This window comes from Pseudomonas fluorescens, assembly GCF_018614775.1.
GTDB classification, from domain to species: Bacteria; Pseudomonadota; Gammaproteobacteria; order Pseudomonadales; family Pseudomonadaceae; genus Aquipseudomonas; species Aquipseudomonas fluorescens_BY.
The window spans coordinates 44,040-62,801 of sequence record NZ_JAGGOF010000011.1 but is presented as its reverse complement, the minus strand read 5'-3'; the positions used below and the strand labels follow the sequence as shown (position 1 = coordinate 62,801).

Below are 18,762 nucleotides of genomic sequence, written 5' to 3'. Positions count from 1 at the left end.
GCATGCATAACCCCTGCGCTGTCATCCCGGTCTACAACCACGAAACCGCCATCTCGGCGGTGGTCCGGGCATTGCTCGCCAATGACCTGCCGTGCGTCCTGGTGGACGACGCCAGCAGCCCGGCCTGCGCGGCGGTGCTGGAACAGCTGGCCGAGAATGAACGGGTGCACCTGGTCCGGCTGGCCGTCAACCAGGGCAAGGGCGGCGCGGTGATGACCGGCCTGCGGGAGGCGTCGCGCCTGGGCTTCAGCCACGCCTTGCAGGTGGATGCCGACGGGCAGCACGACCTCGGTGACGTGAAAGCCTTCATCGAACAATCCCGCGCTCACCCCGACGCGGTGATCTGCGGCTATCCGCACTACGACGCCAGCGTGCCGAAAGGTCGCCTCTACGCGCGCTACCTGACCCACGTGATGGTCTGGATCAACAGCCTGTCCCTGCAGATCCGCGATTCCATGTGCGGCTTCCGGGTCTACCCCTTGCCGCCGACCCTGGCGCTGATCGGTTCGGCGAATATCGGCAAGCGCATGGATTTCGATTCGGACATCCTGGTGCGCCTGGCCTGGCGCAATCAACCGATGCGCTGGCTGCACACCCGCGTGCATTACCCCCAGGACGGCGTGTCGCACTTTCGCCTGTTCCACGACAACGTGCTGATTTCCAGCATGCACACCCGGCTGTTCTTCGGCATGCTGGTGCGTTTCCCTTTGATTCTCTGGCGACGGTGGCGGGCATGAGCCTTCAGGCAGACAAGCAGCACTGGGCCGACCGCCAGGAGCGCGGCAGTTTCTGGCTGATGAAACTCACGGCCTTCGCCGCCAAGGTCCTGGGCCGGCGCCTGCTGAGCCCGGTGCTGTACGGCATCGTCCTGTACTTCTTCGTGTTCGGTCGCAGCGCCCGCCAGGCCGCGTGGCAATACCAGCAGCGCCTGGCCGAGTGGAGCGCCCGCCCCGAGCTGCTTCCTACCCATCGGCGGGTGTTCGGGCAGTTCATGGCGTTTGCCGACTCGCTGCTCGACAAGCTCGACGTCTGGAACGGCAAGCTGAGCATCGAACAGATCGAGATCGTCGACACCGCGCGGCTGCGTAATCATCTGCGCGACAGCCGTGGGCAGATGCTGGTGGGCGCCCACCTGGGCAACCTGGAAATGTGCCGGGCCCTGGCCGAGCTGGGCGAGAAAGTCACCATGAACGTGCTGGTGCACACCAAGCACGCCGAACAATTCAATCGCCTTCTCGGCGAAGCCGGCGCCACGCACTTGCGCCTGATCCAAGTCAGCGAGCTGGACCCGGCCGTGATGCTGCAACTGAGCGAGCGCCTGGAACGCGGTGAGTGGCTGGCGATTGCCGGCGACCGCGTACCGCTGCACGGCGGCCGCAGCGTAACCGTGGATTTCATGGGCCACCCGGCCGCCTTCCCCCAGGGCCCGTGGCTGTTGGCCGGCCTGCTGAAATGCCCGGTCAACCTGCTGATGTGCCTCAAGCACGAGGGGCGCTATCGCGTCACCCTCGAGCCCTTCGCCGACGCCGTGGTGTGGAAGCGCACCGAACGCGAGCAAGTGATCGCCCACTGGGCCGGCCGCTACGCCGAGCGCCTGGCGCAGTTCTGCCTCCAGGGCCCGCAACAGTGGTTCAACTTTTACCCTTTCTGGAAGACCGATGACGATGCCCACTCTTGAGCCGGTAATCTTTGGCGAACGTCCCTTGCGCATCGAGCATGTGCTGGCCCTGGCCAACCGTCAGACGCCGACGCAGTTGCAGGATGACCCGGCGTTCCGCCAGCGCATCGCCAAGGGCGCGCAGTTCCTCGACTCCTTGCTGGACAAGGAAGGCGTGATCTACGGCGTGACCACCGGCTACGGCGATTCCTGCGTGGTGGCCGTGCCGCTGCACCACGTCGAGGCCCTGCCGCGTCACCTGTATACATTCCACGGCTGCGGCCTGGGCAAGCTGCTGGACGCCCAGGCCACCCGCGCGGTGCTGGCCGCGCGTTTGCAGTCGCTGTGCCACGGCGTGTCCGGGGTGCGGGTCGAACTGCTCGAACGTCTCCAGGCCTTTCTCGAACACGACATTCTGCCGTTGATTCCGGAAGAGGGTTCGGTGGGCGCCAGCGGCGACCTGACGCCGCTGTCCTATGTGGCCGCGACGCTCTCCGGGGAACGGGAGGTGATGTTCCATGGCGAACGTCGGCTGGCCGCCGATGTGCACCGCGAGCTGGGCTGGACCCCACTGGTGCTGCGGCCCAAGGAAGCCCTGGCGCTGATGAACGGCACCGCGGTGATGACCGGCCTGGCCTGCCTGGCGTTCGCCCGGGCCGACTACCTGCTGCAATTGGCAACCCGCATCACCGCGCTGAACGTCGTCGCCCTGCAAGGCAATCCCGAGCACTTCGACGAGCGCCTGTTCGCCGCCAAGCCACACCCGGGGCAGATGCAGGTGGCCGCGTGGCTGCGCAAGGACCTGGCGATCGACGCGCCGACCGCGCCGCTGCATCGCCTGCAAGACCGCTACTCCCTGCGCTGCGCCCCCCATGTGCTCGGCGTGCTGGCCGACAGCCTGAACTGGCTGCGCGCCTTCATCGAAACCGAGCTCAACAGCGCCAACGACAACCCGATCATCGACGCCGAGGCCGAGCGGGTGTTGCACGGCGGGCATTTCTACGGCGGGCACATCGCCTTCGCCATGGACAGCCTGAAGAACCTGGTGGCCAACGTCGCCGACTTGCTCGACCGGCAACTCGCGCTGTTGGTGGACGAGCGCTACAACCACGGCCTGCCGAGCAACCTGTCCGGCGCCAGCGCCGAGCGGGCGATGCTCAACCATGGCTTCAAGGCCGTGCAGATCGGCACCAGCGCCTGGACGGCCGAAGCCTTGAAGAACACCATGCCGGCCAGCGTGTTCTCGCGCTCCACCGAGTGCCACAACCAGGACAAGGTGAGCATGGGCACCATCGCCGCCCGGGACGCGATCCGTGTACTGGAACTGACCGAACAAGTGGCCGCCGCGACGCTGCTGGCAGCCAACCAGGGCGTGTGGTTGCGCAGCCGTGCCGAAGACGCGCGACCGCTGCCGCCGGCCCTGGCGACCATGCACGCGCAACTGGCCAAGGACTTCCCGCCGGTCATCGAAGACCGCGCCCTCGAAGCCGAATTGCGCCTGTGCCTGCAACGCATCGCCGAGCAACACTGGAGGCTGCATGCGTAGTCAGGGCGTGTTGCACGCAGAGACGCAGATCGTGGTGCCATTTTTCGACGTCGACTCGATGAACGTGGTCTGGCACGGCCATTACGTCAAATACCTGGAAGTGGCCCGCTGCGCCTTGCTCGATCAGCTCGGCCACAACTACAACGACATGCTCGAGTCCGGCCATGCCTGGCCAGTGATCGACCTGCAACTGCGCTACGTGCGCAGCGCCGTGTTCGGCCAGACCCTGACCGTGCGTGCCAGCCTGGTGGAGTGGGAAAACCGCTTGAAGATCAACTACCTGATCAGTGACGCGAACACCGGTGAACGCCTGACCCGGGCCAGCTCGGTGCAAGTGGCGGTGGACATCGCCAGTCGCGAAATGCTGCTGGCCTCGCCGCGGGTCTTCGTCGATGCCGTCGAAAGGAGGCTGCCATGAAGCGCTTATGTACCTGGCTGTTGCTGTGCTGTCTGGCCCCGTTGGCCCAAGCCTTCGATTTGCAGCAGTTGAGCGAACAACTGGCCCGCCCGGAGGTGATCCACGGTCAGTTCATCCAGGAAAAACACCTGCGCGCCCTGCCCCAGCCGCTGGTCAGCCAGGGTCGTTTCGTCCTGGCGAAAGACCAAGGGCTGCTGTGGCTTTTGCAATCCCCGCTGAAGCAGGACTATCGCATCACCGCCCAAGGCATCGCCCGGCGGGACGGCAACACCTGGCAAATGCTGCCGAACAAGAGTGCCGGCGCCGAACAGAATCGCTTGTTCCTGGCGGTATTGCAGGGTGACAGCAGCGGTTTGCTACGGGATTTCGAGTTGAGCCTGTCGGGCGAACCGCAGCAATGGAAGCTCACCTTGACCCCGCGCTCGGTGCTGCTCAAACAGGTGTTCAACCAGATCAACATCGACGGCGGCGACCTGGTGCAACGCATCGAACTGTTGGAAACCCAGGGCGACAGCACGGTGCTGCGCATGCAGGACGCTACCCGCGCGCAACCTTTGAGCGAAGCGGAGCAACATGATTTTGCCGAGTGAACGCAGGCTTCCAAGGCTGTTCCTGATCCTGCTGCTGGCGGTGCTGGCGCTTGCCGGCTGGCAATGGCGCCATGGCGCGCCACTGTCGGCCAATCTGATGGAACTGGTGCCGGGCACGTCGCCCGATGCTCTGGAGCTCGTCGCCGAGCAACGCATGCAGGAACCGCTGAATCGCGAGGTGCTGGTGCTGGTCGGCCACGCCGACCGCCAGCACGCCATCGCCCTGGCGCAAACCCTGGGTGAGCAATGGCAGGCCAGCGGGCTGTTCGACAAGGTCCAATGGACATTGCAGGCCGACTTGCCGGCACTGCGCACCCAGCTGCTCAACGGGCGGCTGGCGATGCTTTCGGCGGCGGACCGGCAGCAACTGATCGAGCAACCCCAAGCCTTCATCCAGCAACGGGTGCAGGCGCTGTTCGACCCGTTCAGCGGCTTCAGCCTGGTGCCCAGCCAGGACGATTGGCTGGGCCTGACCGGACGCATTCAGAACAGCCAGCCCCAGCGCGGCGCGATACAACTGGACGTGGGCAGCGGCGCGTTAATCGCCGATGCCGATGGCAAAAGCTGGGTGATGCTCCGGGCTCGCACCCTGGGCAACGCCTTCGACATGAACCTGCCGCTGCGCGTGGCCGACCTGCTGCAACACAGCCGTGACCAGGCCAGCCAGGCCCAAGGGCAACTGCTGGCGGCCAGCGGCCTGCTGTACGCCGCCAGCGGCCAGCAGCAAGCCTCGCGGGAAATCACCTGGGTCGGCGGTGGCGCGACGGTGGGCATTCTGTTGCTGCTGTTGCTGGCCTTCCGGCGCCTGCGGGTGTGGCTGGCGTTCGTGCCGGTACTGGTGGGCATGCTGTTTGGCGCGGTGGTGTGCGTGGCGCTGTTCGGGCACATGCACGTCATGACCCTGGTATTGGGCTCCAGCCTGATCGGGGTGGCGGTGGATTACCCGTTGCACTACCTCTCCAAGAGCTGGAGCCTCAAGCCCTGGCGCAGCTGGCCAGCGTTGCGCCTGACCTTGCCGGGGTTGAGCCTGAGCCTGGCGACCAGCTGCATCGGCTACCTGGCCCTGGCCTGGACACCGTTCCCGGCCCTGACCCAGATCGCGATATTTTCCGCCGCCGGGCTGCTGGGTGCCTACCTGACAGCGGTCTGCCTGCTGCCAGCGCTGCTCAAGGGCGCCGACCTGCGCCCGGCCCAGTGGCCGCTGCGACTGTGCGAACACCTGCTCAAGGCCCGCGAAAAGTTGCTGGCGCGGGTGCGCACGCCGGTGCTGCTGGTGCTGCTGCTGACCTTCTGCGCCGGCGGCCTCTGGCACCTGACCACGAAAAACGACATCCGCCAGTGGATCGGCACGCCCCAGCACTTGACCGACGAGGCCCGCGATATCGCTCGCATCACCGGTTTCCAACCCACCAGCCAGTTCTTCCTGATCCGCGCCGACAATCAGTCACAGTTACTTGAGCGCCAGACCGCTCTCAACGGACGGCTGGACCAATTGATCGGCCTGGAAAAACTCCAGGGTTACCTGTCACTGAACCAACTGGTCAGCCCGCCGGCTGAACAGCAGAAAGTCCGTGAGGCCCTGGCCCGGCTGCCGGCGTTCTGGCAGCCGCTGCTGGACCTGGGCGTACCGGACGTCGCCCTGCAAGCCGAGCTGGCGCAATTGCAGGCCCTGCCGGCGGAAGACATCGATACCGCGCTGACCGGCCCATTGGCCGAGCCGTACCGCACGCTCTGGCTCGGCCCGACCGCTCAGGGCGTGGCCGCCATGGTCAGCCTGCAAGGCTTGAACGACGCTGCGCTGCTGCGGGTGCAGGCCGTGGACTTGCCCGGCGTGCAGTTGGTGGATCGCCTGGGAGACCTCAACCAAGTGTTCGCCGCCACGCAGATCAGCGCCGCCGAGTTGAAACTGGCCTCGTGCGTGCTGATCGTGCTGGTATTGATCTGGCCGTTCGGGGTCGGCGCGGCCTTGCGTATCGTTGCCCTGCCGCTGCTGGCCGCGTTGTGCAGCCTGGCGAGCCTCGGCTGGCTCGGGCAGCCGCTGACATTGTTCAGCCTGTTCGGCCTGTTGCTGGTGACCGCCATCGGTGTCGATTACGCGATCCTGATGCGCGAGCAGATCGGCGGCGCCGCCGTGAGCCTGTTGGGTACGCTGTTGGCCGCGGTCACCACATGGTTGTCGTTCGGCCTGCTGGCGCTGTCCAGCACCCCGGCGGTGAGTAACTTCGGCCTGGCGGTGAGCCTGGGGCTGGCCTTCAGCTTCCTGCTGGCGCCATGGGCCGGACATCAGGCCCACGGGCAAGCCGTAGCGGAGCCTGCCCGATGACGATCCTGGTGTTCTGGCTCATGGCCTTGGGGCTGTTCGCCGCCGCGACGTTCATCGGCCGGCGCTTCGGCTTGATTCCGATTGTCAGCCAATTGCTGCTGGCAACGTTGGGCCTGCCGCTGCTGATGTATGTCTGGATCGAGCCAGGCTGGCAGCTCAGCGGGGCGCAACTGGTCTCGCCGCTGTGGTTGAAAAACCTCTACAGCCTCGCGTTCGCCTTGTTGCTGGGGCACATTCTCAGCGACGTGATCGACCTGCGCCTGGATCGCCAGAGCGTGAAGATCGCCCTGCCAAGCTTCGGCGTGCCGTTTGCCTGCGGCCTGGCGACCGCGTTCTGGCTGCTGCCGCCCCAGCCCTGGATCAGCTCCCTGGCCGTGGGGCTGCTGTTTGCAATCACCGCCATCCCGGTGTTGTACCTGTACCTGCGCCACATCGACTACCCGCCCGCCGCCACCCGACGCCTGGTGCAAACGGCGATCCTGATCGACCTGGCCTGCTGGAGCCTGTTCGGCCTGGCCCAGGGCAGCCTGCACCTGGGCAGCCTGTTGCTGCCCCTGGCCGGCGCCTGTGTGCCGCTGCTGTTGCGTCTGATTGGCCTGCGCCAGCCATTGCTGCACAGCGGCATGTTCTTCGCCCTGCTGGTGCTGGCCGAGCACTATCGGCTCAACGCCCTGATCGTCGGCATCGGCTACCTGCTGTGCATGGCCGCGCTCAAGGTGCCGTTGGTGTTGCCGCTCAGCGCCACCTGGATGCAAGGCTTGCAGACCTACCTGGCGATCCCGCTGATCCTCACGTTCGGCATCGTCCAGATCAACGTCCACAGCGCCCTGAACAGCCTCGACGGCGTGCAGCTGACGGCATTACTGCTGTTGCCGATGGCCAGCAAACTGCTGGGCAATTGGCTCGGGCTGGGTTGGGCCGGGCCATCATTCACCGGCGCCAGTCGCTGGCGTGAAAGTGTCTTGCTGAACATCCGCGGCTTGAGTGAAATCGTGTTCCTCAACCTGCTCTTGCAACAACAGCTCATCAGCCCGGCGTTGTACTTCACGCTGATGTTGATGGGGCTGATCGCAACCTTGTTGCCGGCCATGGCCGGTTTCCACCGTATACCCTCGATTGCCGCCCCGGCCAGGAGCCCCCGTGCCAACAGTTGAAATGGAACGTCGACAGGTCGTCATCATCGGCGCCGGTCCTTCCGGCGCTATCGCCAGCGCCTTGCTCAAGCGCAAGGGCCACGACGTGCTGGTCATCGAGCGCCAGCACTTCCCACGGTTCTCCATCGGCGAGAGCCTGCTGTCCCATTGCCTGGACTTCGTTGAAGAAGCCGGCATGCTCGACGCGGTGAATGCCGCCGGGTTCCAGCGCAAGAACGGCGCGGCGTTCTCCTGGGGCGAGCGCTACAGCGCGTTCGATTTCGGCGATACGTTCAGCCACGGCAAGCCCACGACCTTCCAGGTGCAACGCGCCGACTTCGACAAGTTGCTGGCCGACCAGGCCGCGCTGCAAGGTGTGGAGATCCGCTATGGACAAGCCATCACCCGCGCCGATTTCAGCCTCGCCAAGCCCCGGCTGGACGTGCAGCGCGAAGACGGCAGCGAATACCGGGTCGAGGCCGATTTCGTCCTCGACGCCAGTGGTTATGGTCGGGTCCTGCCGCGCCTGCTGGACCTTGAAGCACCGTCGAATTTCCCGGTGCGCCAGGCGGTGTTCACCCACATCGAGGATCGCATCGACGCGCCGACGTTCGACCGGGAAAAGATCCTGATCACCACCCATCCGAGCAAGCGCGACGTGTGGTTCTGGACCATTCCATTCAGCGGCGGGCGCTGCTCGGTGGGCGTGGTCGCCGCTGCGGAACATTTCGCCGTCCGCACCGACGACCTCGATGCCTGCCTGCGCGGTTTCATCGACGAAACCCCTGGCCTGGCCGGCGTGTTGCGCAATGCCGTGTGGGACACCCCGGCGCGGACCATCGGCGGCTATTCGGCCAATGTCAAAACCCTGCACGGCCCTGGCTTCGCCCTGCTGGGCAACGCGGCGGAATTCCTCGACCCGGTGTTCTCGTCCGGGGTGACCATCGCCATGCGCTCGGCGAGCATGGCCGCCGCCGTGCTGCACCGCCAGTTGCAAGGCGAACCGGTGGATTGGCAAAGCGAATTCGCCGAGCCGCTCAAGCGCGGCGTCGATACCTTCCGCTGCTACGTCGAGGGTTGGTACGCCGGCACCTTCCAGGACGTGATTTTCTACACCGAAGGCTCGAACGACATCCGCCGCATGATCAGCTCGATCCTCGCCGGTTATGCCTGGGATGAGCGTAACCCGTTTGTCAGCGAGCCCAAGCGCCGCCTGCGCATGCTGTCGGAAATCTGCGCGAGCCCTGCGCCGAGTCAACAGTCATGAGTTACCTGAGCGACAACTACGTCGAAGAAACCCGCTTCGGTTTCTGGTTCCTGCGCAGCCATACCTGGCAGCACCATGTGTTGCGGGTGGCGATCAACGACCTGCGCGGCCTGTTCAGCAGCCCGCTGCCGGCCAACCCGGTTTTGCTCGACGCCGGCTGCGGCCAGGGCAAGTCGTTCCAGTACCTGCGCCAGGCGTTCACGCCGCAACGGCTGATCGGCGTCGACGCCGACCCCCATAGCCTGGCACTCAGTGGCGAGGAAGCCGCACGCCAGGGCCTGGCCGTGGAACTGATCGGCAGCGACTGCGCGAAGCTGGCGGTGCCGGACGCCAGCGTCGACCTGCTGTTCTGCCACCAGACCTTCCATCACCTGGTGGAGCAGGACAAAGCCCTCGCCGAGTTCTATCGCGTGCTCAAGCCCGGCGGCTACCTGATGTTTGCCGAATCCACCGAAGCCTATATCGACACCTGGGTGATCCGCTGGCTGTTCCGTCATCCCATGCACGTGCAGAAAAGCGCCGCGCAATACCTGGGGATGATCCGCAATCAGGGTTTCCAGTTCGAGGCTCGCAACGTGTCCTATCCGTACCTGTGGTGGAGCCGCGCCAAGGATTTCGGCCTGCTGGAACGCTTCGGCCTGCGCCGTCCCAAGCCGTTCGGCGAGCGCGAGGAAACCCTGGTCAACGTGGTGGCCCGCAAACCCATCGCTGGGGCTGCCGAATGATCCGCGGTGCGCTGCGCAACGGCCTGTTGCTCGGCTGCCTGTTGCTGCTCGGCGCTTGCGCCAGTCATGCGCCACTGCCCGCGCACACGCCAACCCTGGCCTTGCCGATGCAGTTGCACATCGAGCGGCAACTGGCCGGCCAGCGCCTGGACTGGCTGCTGGTGATCCAGCGCGAAGGCGCCGGTTTGCGCTGGTCGATGATGGACCCACTGGGCATTCCCGTGGCCCGCCAACGCCTGATCGACGGGCAGTGGCAAGCCGACGGCCTGCTGCCGCCCAACGCCGAAGCCCGCGAGCTGTTCGCCGCGCTTTTGTTCGCCTTGACCCCCGACGCCGAACTTTCCGGCAACTACCCCAGCGCCCGGCAACAGGCAGCGCAGCGGACCCTGGATTCGCGCTGGCAGGTGCGCTACAAGCGCCCGCTGGATTTTGACCTGAGCCTGCCCCAAGGCCCGCACTACCGCATCACGCCGTTGACCGAGAGCGCCCCATGACCGCCTATCTGAATGCCCTCGGAGTGATCTGCGCCCTGGGCCGCGACAAGCACACCGTAGCGCGCAACCTGTTTGCCGGCGACTGCTCGGGCATGCGGGCCGAGGCTGGCTGGGTGGCCGAACGCGCCCTGCCGATCGCCTCGGTGCCGGGTGAGCTCGCGGCCATCCCGCCGGCCCTGGTCGCGCAAAGCAGCCGCAACAATCAGTTGCTGCTGGAAGCCGGCTTGCAGATCCGCCCCGACATCGACCGGGCCATCGAGGCCTATGGCCGCGCGCGCATCGGCATCGTCCTGGGCACCAGCACCTCGGGCATCGACGAAGCCAGTCAAGGCATCGCCCATTACTTGCGCGAACAACGCTTCCCCGAGGGTTATGACTATCAGCAACAGGAGCTCAGCGCGCCGGCCAATTTTCTTTCCGACTGGCTCGGCCTGAGCGGCCCGTCCTACGTGATTTCCACTGCCTGCACCTCCAGCGCCCGCGCCTTGATGAGCGCCCGGCGCCTGCTGGACCTGGGGCTGTGCGATGCGGTGATCTGCGGTGGGGTGGACAGTCTGTGCAAGTTGACCCTCAACGGTTTTTCCGCGCTGGAAGCGGTGTCGAGCGAACGTTGCAACCCGTTTTCGGTGAATCGCAACGGCATCAACATTGGCGAAGCGGCGGTGTTGTTCCTGATGAGCAAGACGCCCGGCGACGGAACGCCGATTGCCCTGCTGGGTGACGGCGCCAGTTCCGATGCGCATCATATTTCCGCCCCTGAGCCCAGCGGTCGCGGGGCCCGGCAGGCCATGGAGAAAGCCCTGCGGGGTGCCGGCCTCGATGCCAGCCAGATCGACTACCTGAACCTGCACGGCACCGCCACGCAACACAATGACGCCATGGAAAGCCAGGCCGTGGCCGGGCTGTTTCCGGCGGGCGTGCCTTGCTCGTCCACCAAACCCATGACCGGCCATACCCTTGGCGCTGCCGGGGCACTGGAAGCAGCGTTCTGCTGGTTGGCCCTGAGCGCCGAAAACGCCGCCCAGGCCTTGCCGCCGCATGTCTGGGACGGCCAGGCCGATCCCGGTTTGCCGGCGCTGGACTGGACCGATGCCAATAGCCGCCTGAACCCGACCGCGCCCCGTCGCCTGATGAGCAACTCATTCGCCTTCGGTGGCAACAACGTCAGCCTGATTATCGGAGACGCCCCATGATTGACTGGCCGCTCGCCGAACTGCTGCCCCATGCCGGCGACATGATCCTGATCGACCGGATCGTCGCTTTCGATGACGAGCAGATCCACACCCACACCACCGTCAGGCCCGGCGGCCTGTTCAGTCGCGACGACGGCGCACTGCCGGCCTGGGTCGGCATCGAGCTGATGGCCCAGAGTGTCGCGGCGTTTGCCGGTTGCCATGCGCGCCAACGGGGCGATGCCGTGGAACTGGGCTTCTTGCTCGGCACCCGCAAGTTCGAATGCAACGTCGACTGCTTTCCAGCCGGCACCGAACTGACCGTCCACGGCCTGCGCTCCCTGGAAGACGACAACGGCATGGGCGTGTTCGAATGCCACATCCGCGCGCCCGGCATCCATGCCACCGCCCGGCTCAATGTATTCCGTCCACCCCAGCCCGCCCATTACCTTCATGAACCGTCCGCAACAGGAACCCCGCCATGACTGAATTCGTACTGGTCACCGGCTCCAGCCGTGGCATCGGCCGCGCCATCGCCCTGCGCCTGGCCCAGGCCGGGCATGACATCGTGCTGCATTGCCGCAGCGGCCGCGCCGAAGCCGAAGCCGTCCAGGCCGAAATCCAGGCGTTGGGCCGCCAGGCCCGCGTCTTGCAATTCGACGTCTCCGACCGCGCCGCCTGCAAAGCCATCCTCGAGGCCGACGTCGAGACCCATGGCGCGTACTACGGCGTGGTACTCAACGCCGGGCTGACCCGCGACGGCGCGTTCCCGGCCCTGAGCGAGGACGACTGGGACACGGTGATGCGCACCAACCTCGACGGTTTCTATAACGTGCTGCACCCGGTGATGATGCCCATGATCCGTCGTCGCGCCGCCGGACGGATCGTCTGTATAACTTCGGTTTCCGGGTTGATCGGCAATCGTGGCCAGGTCAACTACAGCGCCTCCAAGGCCGGTTTGATTGGCGCGGCCAAGGCGTTGGCAATCGAGCTGGGCAAGCGCAAGATCACCGTCAATTGCGTCGCGCCAGGGCTGATCGACACCGCCATGCTCGATGAAAACGTACCCGTGGAAGAACTGATGAAAATGATCCCCGCCCAGCGCATGGGCACCCCGCAAGAAGTGGCTGGCGCGGTGAACTTCCTGATGTCCGCCGAAGCCGGCTACATCACCCGGCAGGTCCTGGCCGTCAACGGAGGCCTGTGCTGATGAAGCGCGTCGTCGTCACCGGCATGGCCGGCATCACCTCCCTGGGCAGCGATTGGGAGACCATCGCCGGCAACTTCGCCGCCAACCGCAGCGGCATCCGGCGCATGGATGAGTGGGACCGTTTCACCGAACTGAACACCCGCCTGGCCGGGCCCATCGACGACTTCAAGGTCCCGGCCCACTGGACGCGCAAGCAACTGCGCAGCATGGGTCGGGTCTCGCGCCTGGCGGTGGGCGCGGCGGAACAGGCCCTGGCCGATGCGGGCCTGTTGGGCGACGCGTCGATCAAGGACGGCCGCATGGGCGTGTCCTGCGGTTCGTCCACCGGCAGTACCGACGAGATCAAGGCGTTCGGCAACATGCTGCTCAACAGCGTGGCCGAAGGTTTGAATGCCAACTCCTATGTGCGGATGATGCCCCACACCACTGCAGCCAATATCAGCATCTTCTTCGGCCTGACCGGACGCCTGATTCCCACCTCCAGTGCCTGCACCAGTGGCAGCCATGGCATCGGCTACGCCTACGAGGCGATCAAGTTCGGTCGCCTGCCGCTGATGCTTGCCGGCGGTGCCGAAGAACTGTGCCCGACCGAAGCGATGGTCTTCGACGCGCTCTACGCCACCAGCCTGAAAAACGACGCGCCGCAAACCAGCCCGCGGCCCTATGACAAGGGACGCGATGGCCTGGTGATCGGTGAAGGCGCCGGCATGCTGGTCCTCGAAGAACTGGAACATGCCCTGGCCCGTGGCGCGCGGATCCATGCCGAGATCGTCGGCTTCGGCAGCAACGCCGACGGCCAGCACGCCACCCGTCCCGAACTGAGCACCATGCGCCGGGCGATGGAGCTGGCCCTGGAAGACGCCGGCCTTACGCCAGGCGCCATTGGCTACGTCAACGGTCACGGCACCGCGACCGAACAGGGCGACATCGCCGAGACCCTGGCCACCAGCAGCCTGTTTGGTGAGCACATGCCCATCAGCTCGCAGAAAAGCTTTCTCGGCCACACCCTGGGGGCCTGCGGCGCGCTGGAATCCTGGTTCAGCATCGAAATGCTGAACCGCGACCTCTACGTGCACACCTGCAACCTCGACGAGGTGGACCCCCAGTGCGGCAAGCTCGATTACTTGCGTAACGAATTCCGGCCGATGAGCCACGAATACGTGATGAACAACAACTTCGCCTTCGGTGGGGTCAACACCTCGTTGATCTTCCGCCGCTGGCGCTGAACCGGTTCCAAATGCCCGTTACCCTCGTCAAGGAGACCCCGATGTCGTTGAAGAAAATCGCCGTTACCGCCGCCCTGTTGCTCAGCACCCTGCCGACCATCAGCCAGGCCCGTGATACCGCGCTGTTCCTGCCGTTCGACAAAGTCGTCGCCGAAGCCATCCGCACCGGCAAGATCGATGGCAGCGTGAAGTTCTACCTGGCGGGCAACAAACCGGCCGGCAACGTCACCGTGATCAGCCCCGGCGCGGTGACCAACAAGAAGACCAACGCCTTCAACAAGTCCGACGAAGTGGCCTGCGAATGGGTCTTGCAATCGGCGCTCATCAGCCTGCACCAGGCGGCCAAGAACGCCGGCGCCAATGCCGTGACCAACATCGTCAGCTTCTACAAGAGCAATGAACGCAAAGACCCGACGACCTACGAATGCCATGCCGGCGCGATCATGGCCGGGGTTGCGTTGAAAGGCGATCTGGCGAAGGTGCAGTAAGCCTTCGATATCGATGTCACCTGACACACCGCGATCGCGAGCAGGGTCGCTCCCACAAGGGATCTGTGCCGGACACGGGTTCCGGGCTCACTGAAGATCCACTGTGGGAGCGAGCCTGCTCGCGATGGCGACATGTCAGTCGACAAAGATGCAGCAGGTCCACCGCGATCGCGAGCAAGCCCGCTCCCGCAAGGGACCTGTGCCGGATGCAGGTTCCGGGCTCACTGAAGATCCACTGTGGGAGCGAGCCTGCTCGCGATGGCGACATGTCAGTCGACAAAGATGCAGCAGGTCCACCGCGATCGCGAGCAGGCTCGCTCCCACAGGGGGCTGTGCCCGGGGGCCTTGCTTACCCGGCCTGACACCGCCGCGTGCGGTATCTATCTACCACCCTCCCCGCTACCGACTTCAATAGCTTGGTCTTCCGAACGTTTTCCCTGGAAGAGCACATGTTGGATAACACCCCCCTGCAAGCCGATGATCCTACAGACCCAAGCGCGGCGCTGATAAATCTGCTGAGTACCTCGCAGCAGCACATGATCCGTCTCAATGACGCCGTTCCACGCGCCTCGAAGGTGCTGGAGCAGCACCTGGATGACGGGCCCGGCAGGGCTTTCCCCGAAAGCGTCTCGCTGGATGCCTACCAACACCTGCTGACCCAGGCACTCGATGACTTCTGGGAGCAACCCGCCGATTTCAGCCAGGGCCGAAGCGTCAGCGCCTGGTTGGTTGATGAACTGGCGACACAACTCAAGACCCAGGCGGATCTCCATGCGCTGGACGGAACGCTGAGCCCACTGATGCACAAAGCGCTGACCGAGCGCGCCCTGGCGGCACCGGACGCGGCGGCTCGGGCCCGGCTGACGGAGTACCAGCGGCCCGGCGTCCAAAGCCTGAGCCTGATTCCGCAAGGATGGGCCATGAGCGTGCCAATACCCGGTGCCGTGGTCGTGACCCGGCATGACCGAGCCAGCGAATCAGGCGCCGCGGTGCTGTACCGCCCGGGCGAACCGCTGCATCTCTACGAGGACCTGGCGGCGCTCAAGGCGAGCCTGAGGGAAGACGGCGATCCCGGGGATGAGATCGACACCGCGCCGATAACCGAGAACTTCCTTGTCCGCCTGGTCGCTGAACTACGGGCGACGCAAAAAAGCGCCGTGACCCGTGCGCTGCTCGACGGCCCTGCAGAAGCAACGCAGATCGACACGTGGGTGAGCAGGATGGACGCGGCGGCGGACCTGAAGGATCGGCTGGACCTGGCCACCGCCATGGATGAACGCGAGCTGCGGCTGAGCCTGAAAAAGCTCGACGACTGGCTGCACAACAACCCCGACGTCACCGGTGGCGACCGTCTGGCGTGGTGGCAGGCGACCCGGACATTCCAGCGAACGCTGGCAGAAAGCGCCCCTGCGCCAGACCCGGTGACACTGGCCACCCCTACCGCCCTTCATGCCCGGACCCGCAGCCTGTTGGCCGGTTTGATCCGCGAGAAATACCCGCCGGTAGACCCTGAAGATGTGTCACTGAGCATCAGGAAACAGGTGACCGATCCGCACGCCCCCACGGGCGGATCACCGTTTGGGTCCGGGATTTCCATGGGTGATGTCCGAGGCGTCATCGATGACCGTCGCTCCCTGACGGAATGGGCCATGTCCAACCTGACGCGGGATGAACGCAACGCCCCTCAACCCGCCATAGTGGGGCCATTGAGCTTTGCGCAGATCGTGGAAGTCATCGAAAGGGCGAATATCGGCGCCCGGCTGCCGAACGAACTGCAACGAGTAGCCCACCAAACACAGGCGCCGTGGATGGCCCTGAAAAAGCAACAGATGCGCGCCCAGCTGTGGGCGGCCCACCTCTCGGGCGATCTGCGGCATGACCGCGACAACATCGGACTGAAACTGGTGCTGGCGGCGTTGGACAACCCGGCGGCGGCAGGCCGCGGCAAGGTCGGTGGGTACGAGGTTGGGGTCCGTCAGTTGCGCTGGGGCGATAGCGTGTTGAAAGAAGTGTTGGCTTTTGGGGTCACGACGCTGGCGAGCCGCCCCTCGCTGACCCTGTACACACCGGGAGCACCGGACGGCAAGGTGTTCAGGGACGTGGACGCGACCAGCAGCCGTACGTTGGAAGCCACCCTGGTGCAGACGCTGACCGCCACACCCGAGATGACCCGCTGGCTCATTTCGCACCTGCCATTGCTGGAACAGGCCGAGCAGCTCGCCAGCCTGGTGCCGCTTTCGGAAAAGCTGACGATGGAGCAGAAGATCAGGGCAATCACGCAGTCGGTCTTCGCCTTGACGAAGGACCGGGCACAGAATGATTTCGCCAGGAAAATCGCTTCGCCCCTGGTTGAGGCGAACCTGTTCAAGGTGCTGCACGAAACCCAGATAGCCCACGCGATCAAAACGGCAGAAATGCTCACGGTGACCAATGCCGAGCGCGACAGCGCGTCCGCGCGGGAGGGGCGCCGCAACGCCGTCATGCTGCTGACGGGCGCCATGTCGATGTTCCCCGTGGGTCGGCTCGGCGGCCTGCTGGGCCGGGCGATCCTGCCGACCATGGCGGGCGGTGCCGCAGTGGCGGCGATCGATGACGAGGGCGGCAGCGTCCGTCAGTGGACCGCTGACTTTATTGGCGGGCTGGGGGAGGTTCTGGCCGAGGCCGGGCAGGACTTGATCATGGCCCGCGCGGGACGCCGGCGGCGCCAGGCCCCGCCGGCGCTGTCGTCCCTGCCCCACATGCCGGACCCGCAGTTGGAGCCCTATCGGCTCAAAGGGTTCAGCGGACATGGATTGATCGCCGAAGGGCGCCACCGCTACCGCGATGCCGCCGGGCAGGGCTATCTGACGCTTGGCAAGGGCTATTACAAGACTGCGGTCCAGGCAGGCGAGCAGATCATTTACGCACCGGACAATCGCTCGAACCAGCGAACAGTCACCTGGGAAAATGATGGCTGGCGTGTTGAAGAGCGTCCCTGGCTACGGGGCGGCGGTGCGCTCCAGAGCCTGTTCGGGCGCCCCCCGGAAACCCCACGACAAAGAACCTGCAATGCGCTGGTGGAAGGGGTGCTGGTGATGAATCGCTATCCCTCCCTTGAAGCCGTCGACACCGCGAAGGCCATCTTCCAATCCATGCCCGAAGCACTGGCCGAACGCATCCTGCAAGAAAGCATGGCCGACATAGGTGCGCCCGACCTGAACGCCTACCGCTCACAAGTACGCGACATGACTCAAGAGCGGGGTAACGCGCCCAGACGCAAAGCCTTCCTTGAACAGCTACTGGACAAGATGAACACGTGGAGCATCGTCATCCTCAGCAGCAAGGACATCGAAGCCAATGTGTTCAACGTCGATTTGAGCGAAACCCAGAAAATAAAAATATACGACACGATACTGGCGCATAAGAGCCTGTTCTTTACCGAAGACCGCATTCAGGTCAACACGACGATCATAACGGACAACATTACCGGTGCCGTCTTCATGGCTTTCACTTCGAAAGAAGGGAGAAAGAAGGCTGCCATGGCCAGGATAGCGAAAGATACCCGGGACATGTTGAATGCCGTGGAAGACAAGCTGACGGCCAAGGCCCATGCGTTGTTTCCGGGAGACGAGCCAACAGCAAAGGCCGCCCGGCAAAAGTACATGGCCTCGGACGAATACTATAACGAGCTGATTGCTGCCCTGCGGGAAGAGAAACAGCGTCGGCACAAGCCTGGCTTACTGACTGAAATAAGGAATCATCGAGTCCCCTATGTCATCGCCAACAAAGGCCAGACACAACGGAATGTCATGTTGCTCACCGGCGAAGACATTACTGATTTCACGCGTACGCTCGCTAACTACGAACCCTTCGATATCGACATCGTGACCCAGGCACAGACCCATAAAGTGACAGGGAGCCAGCCTCCCGACACGGCCTCGGTTCTACCCGCCCCCTTACCGACGCCGGACAAGTTTACGGTCAGCGCGAGCACATTGGCCGAAACGCAGATGTCCTACGATAACTTCCCGAAGGCGGCCCGAACCAAAGTAACGGAAATCATGGAGGACATTCGCGCCGGCAGGGTAACGACCAAGCGAATCAACCGATATTACTGGTACGACCTGGCCCAACTGGCCCCGGGCAGTGGCCGAAGCGCATGGCGCGCCGCGTTTGAGCGCAAGGGCGATACCTGGATACTCCAGGGTTTTTATGATTACCACGTCAATGGACCTGCGACGGTCTGGGAGGGCTGAGAAAAAAGGGCGCCCTACAACGTAATGCTGTTCACTTGAATTGTGGCGAGGGAGCTTGCTCCCGCTGGGCTGCGTAGCGGCCCCATTTTTGTGAGTGCTACGCACTCAAGCGGGAGCAAGCTCCCTCGCCACAGGTTGAGTGGTTTCCTGAGTGAAGCTTGTTTGATATCGCGGGCCCGACTGCTTTTATTACCACTGCATGGAAGGCCATGGCCTGACGTCATTCAGATCCAATCAACCCTACGATTGATGCAAATCAAATTCAGAAAATTCCCACA

Annotated in this window: 16 protein-coding genes; all 16 read left to right on the top strand. The window is 64.5% G+C overall.

The window, feature by feature from the left end; translation table 11 throughout:
- Window positions 1-2: 2 nt before the first annotated feature.
- The 16 genes from J7E36_RS03580 to J7E36_RS03505 all read left to right on the top strand — a co-directional run bounded on the left by J7E36_RS03580 (window position 3) and on the right by J7E36_RS03505 (window position 18,484).
- Window positions 3-737, top strand: a complete 735-nt coding sequence (locus J7E36_RS03580; RefSeq protein WP_214999949.1) for a glycosyltransferase family 2 protein — start codon at window positions 3-5, stop codon at window positions 735-737.
- Window positions 734-1,678, top strand: a complete 945-nt coding sequence (locus J7E36_RS03575; protein WP_214999947.1) for a glycosyl transferase — start codon at window positions 734-736, stop codon at window positions 1,676-1,678. Before J7E36_RS03580 ends, J7E36_RS03575 begins: the two co-directional genes overlap by 4 nt.
- Window positions 1,659-3,203 (top strand): HAL/PAL/TAL family ammonia-lyase, encoded by a 1,545-nt coding sequence (locus J7E36_RS03570; RefSeq protein WP_214999944.1) that lies wholly within the window; start codon window positions 1,659-1,661, stop codon window positions 3,201-3,203. Before J7E36_RS03575 ends, J7E36_RS03570 begins: the two co-directional genes overlap by 20 nt.
- Complete coding sequence (locus tag J7E36_RS03565) at window positions 3,196-3,621, top strand: acyl-CoA thioesterase (protein WP_214999942.1); 426 nt, start codon at window positions 3,196-3,198, stop codon at window positions 3,619-3,621. Before J7E36_RS03570 ends, J7E36_RS03565 begins: the two co-directional genes overlap by 8 nt.
- Window positions 3,618-4,211 (top strand): outer membrane lipoprotein carrier protein LolA, encoded by a 594-nt coding sequence (locus J7E36_RS03560; protein WP_214999939.1) that lies wholly within the window; start codon window positions 3,618-3,620, stop codon window positions 4,209-4,211. Before J7E36_RS03565 ends, J7E36_RS03560 begins: the two co-directional genes overlap by 4 nt.
- Window positions 4,195-6,534, top strand: a complete 2,340-nt coding sequence (locus J7E36_RS03555; protein ID WP_214999937.1) for an MMPL family transporter — start codon at window positions 4,195-4,197, stop codon at window positions 6,532-6,534. Before J7E36_RS03560 ends, J7E36_RS03555 begins: the two co-directional genes overlap by 17 nt.
- Window positions 6,531-7,688 carry a sodium:proton antiporter gene (locus tag J7E36_RS03550; RefSeq protein WP_214999935.1) on the top strand — a complete coding sequence of 386 codons (1,158 nt, stop codon included), beginning with the start codon at window positions 6,531-6,533 and terminating at the stop codon, window positions 7,686-7,688. Before J7E36_RS03555 ends, J7E36_RS03550 begins: the two co-directional genes overlap by 4 nt.
- The gene (locus tag J7E36_RS03545) at window positions 7,675-8,934 is read left to right on the top strand and encodes an NAD(P)/FAD-dependent oxidoreductase (RefSeq protein WP_214999933.1); all 1,260 of its coding nucleotides are present in this window, start codon (window positions 7,675-7,677) and stop codon (window positions 8,932-8,934) included. Before J7E36_RS03550 ends, J7E36_RS03545 begins: the two co-directional genes overlap by 14 nt.
- Entirely contained in the window at window positions 8,931-9,659 is a 729-nt protein-coding gene (locus tag J7E36_RS03540; protein WP_214999931.1) for a class I SAM-dependent methyltransferase, read from the top strand. The genes J7E36_RS03545 and J7E36_RS03540 overlap by 4 nt, the downstream gene beginning before the upstream one ends.
- Window positions 9,656-10,153 carry a hypothetical protein gene (locus tag J7E36_RS03535; RefSeq protein WP_435304150.1) on the top strand — a complete coding sequence of 166 codons (498 nt, stop codon included), beginning with the start codon at window positions 9,656-9,658 and terminating at the stop codon, window positions 10,151-10,153. Before J7E36_RS03540 ends, J7E36_RS03535 begins: the two co-directional genes overlap by 4 nt.
- A complete protein-coding gene (locus tag J7E36_RS03530; protein ID WP_214999929.1) occupies window positions 10,150-11,346 on the top strand; it encodes a beta-ketoacyl-[acyl-carrier-protein] synthase family protein in 1,197 nt (398 codons plus the stop codon). The genes J7E36_RS03535 and J7E36_RS03530 overlap by 4 nt, the downstream gene beginning before the upstream one ends.
- Window positions 11,343-11,810, top strand: coding sequence for an ApeP family dehydratase (locus J7E36_RS03525; protein WP_214999927.1), 468 nt, complete (start codon window positions 11,343-11,345; stop codon window positions 11,808-11,810). The genes J7E36_RS03530 and J7E36_RS03525 overlap by 4 nt, the downstream gene beginning before the upstream one ends.
- Window positions 11,807-12,535 carry a 3-oxoacyl-ACP reductase FabG gene (gene fabG, locus J7E36_RS03520; protein WP_214999925.1) on the top strand — a complete coding sequence of 243 codons (729 nt, stop codon included), beginning with the start codon at window positions 11,807-11,809 and terminating at the stop codon, window positions 12,533-12,535. The genes J7E36_RS03525 and fabG overlap by 4 nt, the downstream gene beginning before the upstream one ends.
- Entirely contained in the window at window positions 12,535-13,761 is a 1,227-nt protein-coding gene (locus J7E36_RS03515; protein WP_214999923.1) for a beta-ketoacyl-ACP synthase, read from the top strand. The genes fabG and J7E36_RS03515 overlap by 1 nt, the downstream gene beginning before the upstream one ends.
- Before the next feature lie 41 nt (window positions 13,762-13,802).
- A complete protein-coding gene (locus J7E36_RS03510) occupies window positions 13,803-14,249 on the top strand; it encodes an excinuclease (RefSeq protein ID WP_214999921.1) in 447 nt (148 codons plus the stop codon).
- A gap of 725 nt (window positions 14,250-14,974) precedes the next feature.
- Entirely contained in the window at window positions 14,975-18,484 is a 3,510-nt protein-coding gene (locus tag J7E36_RS03505) for a dermonecrotic toxin domain-containing protein (RefSeq protein ID WP_231286365.1), read from the top strand.
- Window positions 18,485-18,762 lie beyond the last annotated feature (278 nt).